The sequence below is a fragment of the Nocardioides pelophilus genome (assembly GCF_014180685.1).
Taxonomy (GTDB): domain Bacteria; phylum Actinomycetota; class Actinomycetes; order Propionibacteriales; family Nocardioidaceae; genus Nocardioides; species Nocardioides pelophilus.
In genome coordinates, this window is sequence record NZ_JACEHF010000115.1 from 1 (window position 1) to 13,498 (window position 13,498).

At 72.6% G+C, this 13,498-nt stretch carries 16 protein-coding genes and 1 pseudogene; 6 read left to right on the forward strand and 11 right to left on the reverse strand.

The annotated features are described in order from the left end of the window. Together H0488_RS16495 and H0488_RS16500 are read left to right on the forward strand one after the other, a co-directional pair. A partial coding sequence (locus H0488_RS16495; protein ID WP_183100347.1) for a CoA transferase occupies positions 1 to 997 on the forward strand: 997 nt, incomplete at its 5' end. An 82-nt stretch (positions 998 to 1,079) separates the two neighbouring features. Beyond that, positions 1,080 to 2,381, forward strand: a complete 1,302-nt coding sequence (locus tag H0488_RS16500) for a hemolysin family protein (protein WP_220794687.1) — start codon at positions 1,080 to 1,082, stop codon at positions 2,379 to 2,381. Positions 2,382 to 2,388: 7 nt separating this feature from the next. On the opposite strand, the gene H0488_RS16505 is transcribed toward H0488_RS16500, so the two are convergent. Genes H0488_RS16505 through H0488_RS16515 form a run of 3 tightly spaced genes read right to left on the reverse strand, consistent with a single transcriptional unit; the run spans position 2,389 to position 4,206 of the window. Next, complete coding sequence (locus H0488_RS16505) at positions 2,389 to 2,730, reverse strand: DUF2784 domain-containing protein (protein WP_183100348.1); 342 nt, start codon at positions 2,728 to 2,730, stop codon at positions 2,389 to 2,391. A gap of 35 nt (positions 2,731 to 2,765) precedes the next feature. Then, the gene (locus H0488_RS16510) at positions 2,766 to 3,956 is read right to left on the reverse strand and encodes an ATP-binding protein (protein WP_183100349.1); all 1,191 of its coding nucleotides are present in this window, start codon (positions 3,954 to 3,956) and stop codon (positions 2,766 to 2,768) included. Between the two features lie 43 nt (positions 3,957 to 3,999). Then, positions 4,000 to 4,206, reverse strand: a complete 207-nt coding sequence (locus H0488_RS16515; protein WP_183100350.1) for a hypothetical protein — start codon at positions 4,204 to 4,206, stop codon at positions 4,000 to 4,002. Between the two features lie 75 nt (positions 4,207 to 4,281). On the opposite strand from H0488_RS16515, the gene H0488_RS16520 reads away from it, so the two are divergent. From H0488_RS16520 to H0488_RS16530, 3 genes are read left to right on the forward strand one after another with little or no spacing between them, the layout of a single operon-like run. After that, the gene (locus H0488_RS16520) at positions 4,282 to 5,160 is read left to right on the forward strand and encodes an Fpg/Nei family DNA glycosylase (RefSeq protein WP_183100351.1); all 879 of its coding nucleotides are present in this window, start codon (positions 4,282 to 4,284) and stop codon (positions 5,158 to 5,160) included. A 30-nt stretch (positions 5,161 to 5,190) separates the two neighbouring features. Then, on the forward strand, positions 5,191 to 5,526 hold the full coding sequence (locus H0488_RS16525) for a rhodanese-like domain-containing protein (protein ID WP_183100352.1): 336 nt from the start codon (positions 5,191 to 5,193) through the stop codon (positions 5,524 to 5,526). Between the two features lie 33 nt (positions 5,527 to 5,559). Further along, positions 5,560 to 6,315, forward strand: coding sequence for a class I SAM-dependent methyltransferase (locus tag H0488_RS16530; RefSeq protein ID WP_220794688.1), 756 nt, complete (start codon positions 5,560 to 5,562; stop codon positions 6,313 to 6,315). A gap of 146 nt (positions 6,316 to 6,461) precedes the next feature. Here the strand turns inward: H0488_RS16530 and H0488_RS16535 are convergent, their stop codons facing one another. The 3 genes from H0488_RS16535 to aat all read right to left on the reverse strand — a co-directional run bounded on the left by H0488_RS16535 (position 6,462) and on the right by aat (position 8,376). Next, entirely contained in the window at positions 6,462 to 7,022 is a 561-nt protein-coding gene (locus tag H0488_RS16535; RefSeq protein ID WP_183100353.1) for a hypothetical protein, read from the reverse strand. 83 nt (positions 7,023 to 7,105) lie between these two features. After that, entirely contained in the window at positions 7,106 to 7,534 is a 429-nt protein-coding gene (locus H0488_RS16540) for a hypothetical protein (RefSeq protein WP_183100354.1), read from the reverse strand. A gap of 110 nt (positions 7,535 to 7,644) precedes the next feature. Beyond that, positions 7,645 to 8,376 (reverse strand): leucyl/phenylalanyl-tRNA--protein transferase, encoded by a 732-nt coding sequence (aat, locus tag H0488_RS16545; protein WP_183100355.1) that lies wholly within the window; start codon positions 8,374 to 8,376, stop codon positions 7,645 to 7,647. 59 nt (positions 8,377 to 8,435) lie between these two features. On the opposite strand from aat, the gene H0488_RS16550 reads away from it, so the two are divergent. After that, positions 8,436 to 9,140, forward strand: coding sequence for an EcsC family protein (locus tag H0488_RS16550; protein WP_183100356.1), 705 nt, complete (start codon positions 8,436 to 8,438; stop codon positions 9,138 to 9,140). A 34-nt stretch (positions 9,141 to 9,174) separates the two neighbouring features. On the opposite strand, the gene H0488_RS16555 is transcribed toward H0488_RS16550, so the two are convergent. From H0488_RS16555 to H0488_RS16570, 5 genes and pseudogenes are all read right to left on the reverse strand, one after another. Next, positions 9,175 to 10,272 carry a hypothetical protein gene (locus tag H0488_RS16555; protein WP_183100357.1) on the reverse strand — a complete coding sequence of 366 codons (1,098 nt, stop codon included), beginning with the start codon at positions 10,270 to 10,272 and terminating at the stop codon, positions 9,175 to 9,177. Beyond that, complete coding sequence (locus H0488_RS16560; RefSeq protein WP_183100358.1) at positions 10,269 to 11,216, reverse strand: hydroxymethylglutaryl-CoA lyase; 948 nt, start codon at positions 11,214 to 11,216, stop codon at positions 10,269 to 10,271. The genes H0488_RS16555 and H0488_RS16560 overlap by 4 nt, the downstream gene beginning before the upstream one ends. Continuing rightward, positions 11,213 to 11,851, reverse strand: coding sequence for a biotin/lipoyl-containing protein (locus tag H0488_RS25085; RefSeq protein ID WP_312856388.1), 639 nt, complete (start codon positions 11,849 to 11,851; stop codon positions 11,213 to 11,215). The genes H0488_RS16560 and H0488_RS25085 overlap by 4 nt, the downstream gene beginning before the upstream one ends. 145 nt (positions 11,852 to 11,996) lie before the next feature. Next, positions 11,997 to 13,241, reverse strand: a pseudogene (locus H0488_RS24255) (acetyl-CoA carboxylase biotin carboxylase subunit); the annotation flags it as partial. Continuing rightward, positions 13,241 to 13,498, reverse strand: a 258-nt coding sequence (locus tag H0488_RS16570; RefSeq protein WP_281369681.1) for a carboxyl transferase domain-containing protein, incomplete at its 5' end; no start/stop codon positions are given. The pseudogene H0488_RS24255 and the gene H0488_RS16570, both read right to left, overlap by 1 nt.

Genomic DNA, 13,498 nt, shown 5'->3' on the forward strand with positions numbered 1-13,498 from the left:
GTCGGTGCTCGACGTGCTCGGCCTCCCCGACGACGCCGACCGCGACCAGGTCGCGGCCGCGGTGCGCGAACGGGGCGGCGAGGAGCTCGAGCAGGCCGTCGTCGACGCCGACGGCTGCGCGGCGATCCTGCGCACCCAGGACGAGTGGCTGGCCCACCCGGCCGGGCTCGTCGCCGCCGGGCTGCCCACCGTGGAGGTCCAGCGGTCGCCGATGGCGGCCAGCTTCGTCCCCCATCCGGGGTTGCGGCTGGCGGGCCTCCGCGTCGTCGACATCACCCGGGTCATCGCCGGCCCGATCTGCACCCGGTTCCTCGCCGGGTACGGCGCCGACGTGCTCCGGATCGACCCGCCGGGCTTCGACGAGGTCGGTGCCCTGCTCCCCATCACCACCGAGGGCAAACGTTGCGCAGCGCTCGACGTCTCCACCGACGCCGGGCGGTCGCAGCTCTTCTCCCTGCTCGCCGATGCCCACGTGCTGGTGCACGGCCTGCGCCCGGGCGCCCTCGAGCGGCTCGACCTCGGCCACGACATGCTGGCCGAGCGCTTCCCGTCGCTGGTGATCGGACGGATCAGCGCCTACGGCACCAAGGGCCCGTGGGGGAAGCGGCACGGCTTCGACAGCCTGGTCCAGATGAGCTCCGGCATCGTGGCGACCGAGACGGCGCGCGCCGGCACCGACGCCCCGACCTCCCTCCCGGCGCAGGCTCTCGACCACGCGACCGGGTACCTCCTGGCCGCGGGTGTCTGCCGGCTGCTGGCGGAGGGCCGGGCCGGGACGGTCACGACGGCGCTCGCCGCCACCGCCCGCCTGCTGGCCGACCACCCCTCCCCGAATCCCGGGCTGACCGGCGAGCCCGCCCACCCGCCGCTGGTCACCCGCTCGACGGCCTGGGGCCGGGCGATGACGACGCCGCTCCCCGGAAAGATCGCGGGCGTGGCGCCCCAGCTGCGGATCCCGGCCGGTCCGCTCGGTCGCTACGAGCCGAACTGGCGCTGACCGGCTCTTCTAGACTCCCCGCCATGGACGAGTCTCGAAGTCGGTTCCGTTCACCTCTGCTGCCGCCAGGAGGTGAACGGGCATGATCGACACCCAGACCTTCGTCAACCTCGGCCTGGTCGTGGCCTTCGTCGTCGTCGGCGGCGTCTTCGCCGGCACCGAGCTCGCTTTGGTGTCGCTGCGCGACAGCCAGCTCAGCCAGCTCGAGCAGCGAGGCGGGCGAGGCGCGCACGTCGCCGCGATCGCGCGCGACCCGAACCGGTTCCTGTCCGCCGTCCAGATCGGCGTGACCGTCGCCGGCTTCTTCTCCGCGGCGTACGGCGGCTCGACCCTCGCCCCGGACATCGCGCCGTACTTCGTCGACCTCGGCCTCGACGACGACGCCGCGACGACGGTGGCCCTGATCCTGATGACCCTGGTCATCGCCTACCTCTCGCTGGTCCTCGGCGAGCTGGTGCCGAAGCGGCTCGCGATGCAGCGCTCGACGCAGGTCTCGATGGCGACGGCGCCCGTGCTGGACCGGTTCGCGACCCTGATGCGGCCGATGATCTGGGTGCTCTCGGTGTCGACCGATGCCTTGGTCCGGCTCCTCGGCGGCGACCCGAACGCCACCAGCGACGCCGTCAGCAACGACGAGCTGCGTGACATCGTCACCACCCACGAGGGCCTCGGCGACGACGAGCGGCGGATCCTGTCCGACGTCCTCTCCGCGACGCGCAGCACGTTGAAGGAGGTCATGCAGCCGCGGGGCGACGTGGAGTTCCTCGACGGCAGCATGCCGTTGGCCGACGCCGCCGCGTGGGTCTCGGGTCGTCAGTACTCGCGCTACCCCGTCATCGGCACCAGCTTCGACGACGTCACCGGCTTCCTCCACGTGCGCGACCTGCTCGACGTCGAGCCGACCGAGCGCCGTACCGTCGCCGAGGTCCAGCGCCCGGTGCTGCACCTCCCCGGCACCAACCGGGTGCTGCCCACCGTCTCGACCATGCGTCGCGACGCGACCCACCTCGCGGTCGTGGTCGACGAGTACGGCGGCACGGACGGGATCGTGACCCTCGAGGACCTGGTCGAGGAGATCGTGGGCGACATCCGCGACGAGTACGACGACCGCCCCGACCCCGCGTTCGACGAAGCCGGTGCGGCCGCGGTCGTCGACGGCGGGCTCACCATCGAGGACTTCGCGGAGGCGACCGGGATCGCGTTGCCGGACGGCGACTACGAGACCGCGGCCGGCTACGTCGTCGCCCGGCTCGGCCGGCTGCCGGAGGTCGGCGACGGCGTCGACGTGAGCGCCGCACACCTCGAGGTCGCCGAGATGGAGGGGCGCCGGGTCACCCGGATCGCCATCAGCCCGGCGGAGGACGAGCCCGAGGCCCCGGCCTGAACGGACGTCAGCGGGTGGCGAAGGTGAGCCACGAGCCGATCACCACGCCGCCGACCAGGAACTCCACGCGGCGGGCCCACCGGGCCGGGTAGAACCGGCCCTCGAAGTAGTGCGCCACGAAGCCGCGGGCGTCCATCGCCGGCCGGCCGGAGCCGGTGCGACCCCAGTCCTCCATGCGGGAGAGCGGGCACGCGGCCCGGGTCGCTGCCATCCGACCGCCCCAGAGCGCGGCGCCGACGTGCGGGACGACGAGCCACGGCACCAGGCACGCCAGGAAGCCGCCGAGCACCGTGAACCCGACGAACACCAGGTGGGTGATCAGCGCTCCCAGCGCGACGAGTCGGTGCACCTCTGGAGTGTAGGGACCCGTTCCCCGGGCGGCCGTCAGCCCTGGGTGCGCAGGTAGCGCCCGAAGTGGGGCACCGTGAACGCGATCCGGCCGCGCTCGCCCGAGTAGATGAGCCCCTTCTTGAGCAGGCTGTCGCGCGCGGGTGAGAGCGACTGCGGCTTCTTGCCGAGGACCTGGGCGACGTCGGCGGTGTTCACGGCGCCGACCGGGTCGGTGCCGCGGTCGACGTCGGCCATCGCCCGCAGGTAGTCGCGCTCCCCCGGCGTTGCCCGCTCGTAGCGGGAGCCGAAGAAGCCGACCGCCAGCTCGCGCTCGGCCTCGGGCGCGGCCACCGCGACGTCGTCGGCCGAGATCGGCGAGCGGGGCGCGAGGTCCCAGACCGACTTTCCGTAGGCCTGGATGAAGTAGGGGTAGCCGCCGGTCGCGTCGTACATCGCGGCCAGCGCCGCGTCGTCGTACGCCGCATCCTCCTCGGCGGCGGGCGCCACCAGCGCGCGGTCGGCGGCCTCGCGGCTGAGCCGGTCGATCCGCTGGTAGGAGAAGAGCCGCTCGGAGTAGGACTTCGACGCCGAGAGAACGGCGGGCAGGTGCGGCAGGCCGGCGCCGACGACGATCACCGGCAGGCCGCTCTGGCTGAGCTCGTGGCAGGCCGCGCACAGCGCCGAGACGTCGGCCGGGCCGAGGTCCTGCATCTCGTCGATGAACACCGCGACGCCCAGGCCCTTGTCGGCAGCGAGGCCGCCGACGTCGGAGAGCAGCTCGACCAGGTCGATCTCGATGTCGCCGGAGTCGGCGCGGCCCCGCACCGCGGGGGTGGCGATGCCGGGGCTCCACTTGTCCTTGAGCTTGGCGTCGGCGCCGGCCTCGCGCTCCGCGAAGGAGCGGATCACGCCCAGCACGTGGTCGACCTCGTCGGGGTTGGGGTGGCCGAGCTCGCGCACGGCCTGGTGCAGCGCGCTCGAGAGCGGCCGGCGCAACGACTGGTCGGGCCGCGCCTCGAGCTTGCCGGTGCCCCAGCCCTTGCGGACCGCAGCGGAGCGCAGCGCGTTGAGCAGCACCGTCTTGCCGACGCCACGCAGCCCGGTCAGCACCAGCGAGCGCTCGGGGCGGCCGCGCGCGACCCGCTCGAGCACGACGTCGAAGGCCCGCAGCTGCTCGTCGCGGCCGGCGAGCTCGGGCGGTCGCTGGCCGGCGCCGGGGGCGTACGGGTTCCGGATCGGGTCCACGATCGGACCGTATCGGTGTGTCTAGCCAGATCCTTAGACCCGGCTAGCGTGTCGCATCGACGAGGGTGTCGATCAGCTCCGGGATGTCTCCCCCGGCCAGCCGGAAGCTGCCCGTGCACACGTTGTCGCGCCACAGCGAGACGACCACCACGTCGGCCTCCTCGTGCCAGCTGACGCGCAGCGCGCGCTCGTCGCCGCGCGCATCGACGAAGGTCGAGCCCGTCGCCGGCAGTGGGCGCACCACGGTCATCGCCACATCATGCGCTGCCGGGCGTCGCCTGTCACTAGGCGGAGAACCGTCGATGCCCGGCACTAGGCTGGTCGCGTGCCCGAGCTGCCGGAGGTCGAGGCGCTGGCCCTGGACCTGCGGGGCCGGCTGTCCGGGCGCGCCATCACCAAGGTGCACATCGCCGCGTTCAGCGCGCTGAAGACCTACGACCCGCCCCTGACCGCGGTCGAGGGGGCGCTGGTCGACGACGTACGACGACACGGCAAGTTCCTCGACATCGAGGCCAGCGGCCTCCACCTCGTCTTCCACCTGGCCCGGGCAGGCTGGATCCGGTGGCGCGACGAGGTGCCGACGACCCCGCCGCGACCGAGCCCGAAGCTCCCCCTGGCGGTGCGGGTCGTCCTCGACGAGCAGGACGGGCTCACGCCGGGGCTCGACGTGACCGAGGCCGGCACCAAGAAGTCGCTGGCGCTCTACCTCGTCCGCTCACCGGGTGAGGTCGCGGGCATCGCCCGCCTCGGCCCCGACCCGCTCGAGGAATCCTTCACCCGGGAGGCGCTGGCCGCGATCCTGGCGGCCGAGGGCCGCAAGCAGCTCAAGGGCGTGCTGCGCCACCAGGGCACCATCGCCGGGATCGGCAACGCCTACTCCGACGAGATCCTGCACGCCGCCCGGATGAGCCCGTTCAAGCCGGCCGACGGCCTCACCGACGACGAGCTCACCACGCTCTTCACCGCGATCAAGCAGACCCTGGGCGACGCCGTCGACCGCTCGCGGGGGCTGGCCGCGAGCGAGCTGAAGGCCGAGAAGAAGTCGAACCTCGCGGTCCACGGCCGCACCGGCCAGGCCTGCCCCGTGTGCGGCGACACCGTCCGCGAGGTCTCCTTCGCGGACTCCAGCCTGCAGTACTGCCCGACCTGTCAGACCGGCGGCAAGCCCCTCGCGGACCGCCGGATGAGCAAGCTGCTGAAGTGAAGCTGCCAAGAATGAAGAGAGTCTGAGCTGATGACCGGCATCCCGACCGTCGCGATCGACGGCGTCCCCGACCCCCTGCCCGACGGCCTGGCCGTGCTCGACGTGCGCGAGCCCAGCGAGTGGGAGGCCGGCCACATCGAGGGCGCGATCCACATCCCGATGATGGAGCTGACCGACCGGCTCGGCGACCTCCCCGACACCCAGACGCTCGTGGTGTGCAAGGTCGGCGGCCGCTCCGCGCAGGTCGTCGGCTACCTCGCCCGCCAGGGCTACGACGTGGTCAACCTCGCCGGCGGGCTGCACGACTGGCAGGCCGCGGGGCGGGCGCTCGTGAGCGAGTCGGGGGCGACGGCGTACGTCGCCTGACCGTGCCGGTCAAATCGGACAGGAGCAGAGGTCGTGGTGGATGAAGCGTTCTACTCGCATCCGAGGCTCTACGACCTGATGTTTCCCGGCGGTGGTCCCGCAGTCGACTTCTACCGCGCCGAAGCCGCTCGGACGGGCGGTCAGGTGCTCGAGCTCGGTTGCGGCACCGGGCACAAGCTGATCCCGATCGCGTCCGACGGGCGTTCGTGCGTCGGGCTGGATCTCTCGTCGGAGATGCTCGCCGAAGCTCGTCGCAAGGCGGATGAGCGCGGCGTGGTCGTGGAGTGGGAGCAGGGCGACATGACGGCGTTCGACCTGGGCCGCACCTTCGACTTCGTGTTCATCACCGCCAACTCCCTGCTGCACCTGCACGAGAGCGACGACCTGGTGAGCTGCTTCAGGTCCGTACGACGCCACCTGGCACCCGGAGCGCGGTTCGTCTTCGACGTGTTCAACCCCAGTGTGAGCCTGCTGGCCGAGGCCGACGGCAGCCGGCGAACCAGGGAGTCGTTGTCGTTCACCGACCCGGACCGCGGCCGGGTGCGGGTCGACGTCGCGGAGACCTACGACGCGCTTGCGCAGGTGACGCGCGGGACGTGGCACCTCTGGACCGACTCCGACCCCGACGTCCTGGTCGCGCCACTCGAGATCAGGAGCATCTTCCCGCAGGAGCTGCCGCTGCTGATCTCGCTCGGTGGATTGCGGCTCGTCGAGCGTTTCGGCGACTGGTCCGGCACACCGTTCAGCGGCGAAGCGGCCCTTCAGCTCTGCGTGTGCGAGTCCGCCTGAGCTGTCGGGCACACCGTCGGGACGTCGTACGGCGTGTCACCGATGAGTGCCAAGACGTATGACGTTGCGCAGGACGTCATACGGCCGAGCGGCGATGGGTCCAGGGACGTATGACGTCCGCCGCATAGGCCACCGTCGTGGCCGCCCTAGCCGGCGCAGGTGGACTTGAGCCAGCTGTACGCCGAGGCGACTGCGTCGCGCTGCTGCGGGGTGAGCTGGCGCTCGACCGCCTCGACCTCGGCGTCCGTGGGCCGGTCGGGGAGCGCCAGGATCCGCTCGGCGAGCGCCGCGACCCCGTTCCAGATCTCGACGGAGACACCCGGCGGCCGCTCCAGGGCCTGCACCTGCGCGGCGAACTCCTTCAGGACCGGGGCGATCGCCGCGGCGATGTCGTCGGGGTCGGTGTAGCTGAGCGCGACGTCCTGGACGGCGCTGACCATCGCGGAGTAGAGCGTGCAGACCGCTGCGGCCGCGTCCGGCAGGTCCGCGGTGCCGGTCGGTTCCTGCGTCTCGCCGTCGTCCGGGCCGGTGCTCGGCTCTGCGGACGACGGCTCAGCCGTGGACTCGTCGGAGTCGTCGGACCCGGTCGCCGTCACCGTCGGGCCGCTGTCGCCCGGGTCGTCGTCGGCGGAGCAGCCGCTGACGAGACCGCTGACGAGCCCGGTCACGAGGACCATCAGCAGCAGCGGGGCGAGGACGGGGCGCATCCCTGTCATCGTGGCACGGCCCCCAAAGCCGAACGGACGACCCCGGAGCCCGGGGTCGGCCGCTGCCGTTGTCGAGACTCAGGTCACTCGGTCGGGACCTCGATGTCCTCCTGGCAGGTCTCGGCCTCGTACTCGGCGTACGCGTCGACCTTCTCCTTCTCGTCATCGGAGAACTCGTCGTCGAACGCCTCCGGGTCGTCGAAGTCGATGTCGTCGGCGTCGAGGTCGTTGATGGCGTCGAGCTGGATCTCGAAGCCCTCGCGCGCGTCGTCCGGGATGTCCTCGGGGGTGCCGACCTCCTCGAGCTTCTCCGCCTGCTCCTTGAGGGCGTCGACGAACGCCTCCTCGTCGGGGTTCTCGAAGTCGATGTCGTTCAACGCCGAGTTGTCGTTGACCGCGTCGCAGTAGTCCTCCTTCGAAGCGTCCGTCGGGGCCCCGCCACAGGCGCTGAGGGAGAACGCGAGAAGAACAGCGGCACCAGCGGCAGCGGCAGGGCGCTTGATCCGGATCATGAAGATTCCTTTCGGGACGACGCCGGTGCCGCGTGCACCGGGTCAGGGAGGGCCGGCCCGAGGCGGGCCATCACCGGCAGACTATTGACGGCAGCCGGTTGCCGGAAGGGTCATCCCCCAACCGGCGGGTGAACAAACACCGGCGGGAGCGGAACCGCGAGCAACGCGGGGAGGCGTTCGACGTAGTCGCGGCGGGTGATCTCCTCGACGCCGAGGCGCTCCAGGTGCGGGGTCGCCCACTGCACGTCGATGAGCCGATCGCCGGCCCGGGCGTCGCTCAGCCCGTCGACCAGGCCCACCAGCGCGACCTTCGACGCGTCGCGCACCCGGTGGAACATGGACTCACCGGCGAAGAGCCCCCCGATCGCCACGCCGTAGAGACCGCCGGCGAGCACGCCGTCCCGCCACGCCTCGACCGAGTGCGCCCAGCCGAGCCGGTGCAGCTCGCCGTACGCCTCACGGATGCCGCCGTCGATCCACGCCCCCGGCCGGCGCGGGTCGCCGCAGGCCTCGACGACCTCCTCGAACGCGGTGTCCACCCGGATCTCGAAGTCGCGCACCGACCGCCGGAGCGAGCGCGACACCCGGAGGCCGTCGAGGCGCAGGACTCCCCGGTACGCCGGGCACCACCAGCCGACCGTCGCCTGCTCCGCGCGGGCGCGCAGCCGCAACCGCGGCGGCTCCGGCATCGGGAACAGCCCGCGGCGGTAGGCGGCGAGCAGGGTGCCCGGGGCGAGGTCGGCCCCGACGGCGACCAGGTCGTCCTCGCCGGCGAGCGCAGCGAGCTGCTCGCGGGAGGGCAGCTCCCACGGTGTCGGCGGCGGTTCGATCGGGTGGCGCATCGGGCCCGACGGTACGACGTGCCCGCCGCCGACTTTCGGCGCCACCCTACGATCGGAGCATGCGCAGCAGCATCAAGCGCGGGCTCGCCGTCGAGACGGCCCGCGTCGTCGTACCCAGGCTCACCGAGCTCGCCCCGGGACTCACGTCGTCCTTCGTGCGCGAGGCGCTGCACCGCGCGATCGTCGGGGTCGGACCGCTGCCGCCCGCCGCCCGGGCGGCCGAGACGCAGCTGCGGGAGCAGCACGGCGACGTCGACAAGGCGATCCACGAGGTCATCGAGAACCACGTCCGGTACGCCGGTCTCGGCGGCCTGGTCACCAACCTCGGCGGCCTGATCACCGCGGCGATCGTCGCCCCCGCCAACATCAGCGGGCTGGCGTTGATCCAGTGCCGGATGGTCGCCGGCATCGCGCACCTGCGCGGCTACGACCTCGAGGACCCCCGGGTGCGCAACGCGATCCTCGTGGCCATCCTGGGCGAGGACTCGGTGCGCAAGATGGTGAAGAAGCTGCAGCTGCCCGCGCCGCCCATGGCGATCGCGACCGCTCCGTCGCACGACCCCGGCCTCGACGCCACCATCACCTCCGCCGTCGCGTCCGACCTGGTCGGCCGGGTGATCGGCAAGCGACTGGCCACCACGGTCAGCAAGCGGGTGCCCGTGGTCGGCGGGCTCGTCGGCGCCGGCGCCGACGGCTACGGCACCTGGAAGGTCGGGCGCTACGCCGACCGCGAGTTCCTTCCTCGACTCCCGCTCACCCGCTGACCCGCTGGCCCGCTGACGCCCCGATGTCGCGGGCTCAGGGCTCGAGGCGGCGCCTGATCTCCCGGGTGGCCCGTACGGCGAGGCCGTGCGGGTCGGGGCGGCGGGCGGCCTCGGCGGTCATGCTGCTGAGAGCGCTGACCGCGGCGCGCATCACGGCCTGCTTCTTGACCCGGTCGGGGTTGTGCCAGGGCTCGTCGGGCCCGGGCCGTCGGGGGCGCAGCTCGTCGAGGTCGCCGATGACGTCGATGCCGCTGGCGCGGATCCACTCCAGCGATCGCTCGGTGCGCTCCTCGACCCAGTCGTAGTTGTCGGGCCGGAGGGTGACCGGTGCCGACCGGTGGTGGAACAGGGTGCCGTCGGCGACCATGCGGCGCAGGAGGTCGTCGTACTCCCCCTCGCGCGCGACCTTGCGGCCGAGGGCCTGGTTGAGCTGGCGCAGCACCTGGGTCTCGGCGACACCGAGCGACTTGTTGGTCGCGTCGCTGTCGATCGGCGCCCAGGCGGGGTCGATCGCGAGGGCCTGGCACATCCGGGTCCAGAGCGTGTCGTGCTGGTCGTCGTCACCGCGTCCCTTGGCGGGTACGACGACCAGGTGGATCCGCTCCGGCGGGACCGCGATGCCCCACGACGACAGCACGTCCGGGATGTCGAAGGCCTGCATCATGAACGGCTTGCCGCGGCGCGAGCGGCGGAGGAACTTCCGGAACGTCCAGCTGCGGCCCTGCTTGACGCTCTCCTGCCAGGCGGCGGACAGCTGCCGGGCGAGGTCGCGGGCGGAGTAGACGATGTGCAGCTCGCTGCCGGACAGGTCGTTCATCGCGCGCTGGATCACCTTGGTCGGCGCGGGCGCGAGGATCTCGTGGCTGATGATCACGTTGCCGCTGAGCCGGCGGGTGCGGCGCATCAGGGCGTCCCAGGAGCCGTCGGCGTGGCCGGGCGCGCCGCCCCAGTCCTGCTCGGTGAGGTCGAGCGCCGCGCGGAACTGCGAGAGCTCCGGGCGCGCAAGCCGCGACGTCGACGGGAAGTGGACACCGTGCTCGGCCAGCGTCTTGGTGTTGCGGCCCAGCCGGGTCTGGATGTAGGTCGTCCCCGTCTTCGGCGCACCGATGTGCAGGTGAACGACCCTGGTCATGCGGGTGATTGTGCCAGCGCCCGCACCACGGCCGACGGGCTGGGCCGCCCGAGGTGAGACGCCATCCAGGTGCTGGTGTCGACCACCGCCCGGAGATCGACACCGTGCTCGATGCCGAGACCGGTGAGGAACCACACCAGGTCCTCGGTGGCGAGGTTGCCGGTCGCGCTCCGCGCGTAGGGACAACCGCCGAGCCCGCCCGCGGAGGCGTCGTACGTCGTCACGCCCGCTTGCAGCCCGGCGTGGACGTTGGTGAGCGCCTGCCCGTAGGTGTCGTGGAAGTGGAGGGCGAGCCGGTCGGGATCGATGCCGGCCGCACCGAAGCCGGCGACCAGGGCCTGCACGTGGCCGGCGGTGGCGACGCCGATCGTGTCGCCGAGGCTGAGCTGGTGGCAGCCGAGGTCGAGCAGGCGATTCCCGACAGCGACGACCTGCTCGACCGGCACCGGGCCCTCCCAGGGGTCGCCGAAGCACATCGAGACGTAGCCGCGGACGTCCAGCCCCGCGTCGAGTGCCCGCGCGATCGTCGGCTCGAACATCGCGAACTGGGAGTCGAGGGTCCGGTTGAGGTTCTTGGCGGCGAAGGTCTCGGTCGCCGACGCGAACACCGCGACGTGGCGGAGCCCGAGCTCGAGGGCGCGGTCGAGGCCGCGCTCGTTGGGCACCAGCACCGGGAGGTCGCGGGCGACGTCGCCGAGCCCGGCGACCAGGGCGGTCATCAGCTCGGCGGCGTCGGCGAGCTGGGGAACCCACTTGGGGTGCACGAAGCTGGTGGCCTCGACGACCGGAAGACCGGCAGCGAGCAGCCGCCGCACGAACTCGGTCTTCACCTCCGTCGGCACCGCCGTCTGCTCGTTCTGCAGGCCGTCGCGGGCGCCGACCTCGTAGATCGTCACCTTCGTCGGCAGGCCGGGCTCGGGGACGACCATCGGCAGGCCGGTCATGGCTCACTCCGGTCTCGTGACGGGTCTCGTGACGGGTCTCGTGACGGGTCTCGTGACGGTCGCTGCGCGACCTCCTCGACCTCCGAGGATCGCTGCGCGACCTCCTCGACCTCCGAGGATCGCTGCGCGACCTCCTCGGCCTCCGAGACGGTGAAGAGCGGCGCGCCCAGGGCGACCTGGTCGCCGGCGACGGCCGCGACGGCGGTGACCACGCCGTCGTACGGCGCCTTCAGGGCGAGCTCCATCTTCATCGCCTCGACCACGCCGAGCACGTCGCCGGCCGCGACGTGGTCGCCCTCGGCGACCCGGACGTCGAGCACGGTGCCGGGCATCGGCGCGACGACGGATCCGTCTCCGGCGACGGCGCCGTGGTCGGACGCCGCGTCGGGTCGGGTGAACACGTAGCGCTGGCCGTGGTGGGCGAGCTCGACGTCGTGAGCCGTGACGACCGCGACCGGCTGCTCGGCGGGCGGTGGCCCGAGGACGACCGAGCCGTCCTCGAAGTCGACCCGCACCGGGGCCGGCGGGCCGCCGAGCCGGAACCCGTCCGAGGCGAACGGGCCGACCCGCGTGGCGTGCGCCTGCTGCCAGGCGTGCGCGGCGAGCTCCCGGGCCGGCGCCGGGTCGGGCGCCACGACGGCGGCGCGGTCGAGCCAGGCGGTGTCGATCTCGCCGTCGCCGAACGCGTCGCCGGCGACCAGCTCGCGCAGGAACCCGGTGTTGGTGGTGGGCCCGAGGNGTGGTGAGCCCGAGGACGGCGGTGTCGTCGAGGGCAGCGACCAGCCGGCGCCGGGCGCTGCCCCGGTCGGGTCCGTGCACGATCACCTTGCCCAGCATCGGGTCGAAGGCCGTGCTGACCACCTGACCGCTCTCGAGCGCGTGGTCCACACGGACGTCCGGTCCGCTCGGCCACCGCACGGTGGTCGCCCGGCCCGCCTGCGGGAGGAACCCGGCGTACGGGTCCTCGGCATAGACCCGGGCCTCGATCGCGTGGCCGTACGGTCCGCCTGCTCCCGACTCGATGCCGAGCTCCTCGTCCTGCGCGACCCACAGCTGCTGGGCCACGAGATCGATGCCGCCGCAGGCGAGCTCGGTCACGGGGTGCTCGACCTGGAGCCGGGTGTTCATCTCGAGGAAGTAGAACTCGCCGGCCTCGGCGTCGAGCAGGAACTCGACGGTGCCGGCGTTGGTGTAACCCACCGCGGAGGCGAGGTCGACAGCCGCCTGGTGCATGCGGTGGCGAAGGTGCGGGTCCAGGTCGGGCGCCGGGGCCTCCTCGATCACCTTCTGATGCCGGCGCTGCACCGAGCACTCCCGGGTGAGCAGGTGCACGACGTTGCCGTGGGTGTCCCCGAGGACCTGCACCTCGATGTGGCGGCCGCGCTCGACGTACTTCTCGATCAGCATGGTGTCGTCGCCGAAGGCTGCCGCCGACTCGCGCCTCGCCGCGGCCATCGCTTCGTCGAGCTCGGCGGCGGAGCGGACGATCCGCATGCCCTTGCCGCCGCCGCCGGCTGCGGCCTTCACGAGCACCGGATAGGGGTCACGTGACGGTCGCTGGGTCTCGTGGCGGTCGCCAGGGCGACCTCCTCGAGCACCGGCGGCGTCGACCAACGTTCCTTGCTCGATGCGGAAGGAAGGCACCACGGGGACTCCCGCGGCGACGGCGAGCTCGCGGGCAGCGTCCTTGCGGCCCATCCGCTCGATCACTTCGGGCGTGGGTCCGACCCAGGTGATGCCGGCGCCGGCGACGGCGCGGGCGAAGCCGGCGTTCTCGGACAGGAAGCCGTAGCCGGGGTGCACCGCGTCGGCGCCGACGTCCTTGGCCGCCGCGACGACGGCGTCGATGTCGAGGTAGGACGGCACGAGCACGGCGATGTCGGCGTCGCGCACGTGCGGCGCCCCGGCGTCGGCCTCGGTGTAGATGGCGGCGGTACGGATGCCGTGCGCCTCACAGGTGCGGAAGACGCGGAGCGCGATCTCGCCGCGGTTGGCGACGAGCAGGGTCTGCAGGTTCATCGCCATCACATCCGGAAGATGCCGTAGGACGGCTCGGGAACGGGAGCGGGTGCGGTGACGGCGAGCGCCATCCCGAGCACGCGTCGGGTGTCGGCGGGGTCGATCACGCCGTCGTCCCAGAGCCGGGCGGTGGCGTAGTAGGGCGACCCCTGCGTCTCGTACTGCTGCCGGATCGGCTCCTTGAACTCCTCGTCGTCCTCGCGGCCGGCGACGGTCGCGAGGGCGCCCGCGGCCTGGTCGCCGCCCATCACGGAGATCCGCGC

Excerpts from the sequence above, each read along its gene's own strand:
- H0488_RS16525 (WP_183100352.1), top strand. The coding sequence starts at position 5,191 with ATGACCGGCATCCCGACCGTCGCGATCGACGGCGTCCCCGACCCCCTG.
- H0488_RS16535 (WP_183100353.1), bottom strand. The coding sequence starts at position 7,022 with ATGCGCCCCGTCCTCGCCCCGCTGCTGCTGATGGTCCTCGTGACCGGG.
- H0488_RS16500 (WP_220794687.1), top strand. The coding sequence starts at position 1,080 with ATGATCGACACCCAGACCTTCGTCAACCTCGGCCTGGTCGTGGCCTTC.
- aat (WP_183100355.1), bottom strand. The coding sequence starts at position 8,376 with ATGCGCCACCCGATCGAACCGCCGCCGACACCGTGGGAGCTGCCCTCC.
- H0488_RS16555 (WP_183100357.1), bottom strand. The coding sequence starts at position 10,272 with ATGACCAGGGTCGTTCACCTGCACATCGGTGCGCCGAAGACGGGGACG.
- H0488_RS16560 (WP_183100358.1), bottom strand. The coding sequence starts at position 11,216 with ATGACCGGCCTGCCGATGGTCGTCCCCGAGCCCGGCCTGCCGACGAAG.
- H0488_RS16550 (WP_183100356.1), top strand. The coding sequence starts at position 8,436 with ATGCGCAGCAGCATCAAGCGCGGGCTCGCCGTCGAGACGGCCCGCGTC.
- H0488_RS16515 (WP_183100350.1), bottom strand. The coding sequence starts at position 4,206 with ATGACCGTGGTGCGCCCACTGCCGGCGACGGGCTCGACCTTCGTCGAT.
- H0488_RS16540 (WP_183100354.1), bottom strand. The coding sequence starts at position 7,534 with ATGATCCGGATCAAGCGCCCTGCCGCTGCCGCTGGTGCCGCTGTTCTT.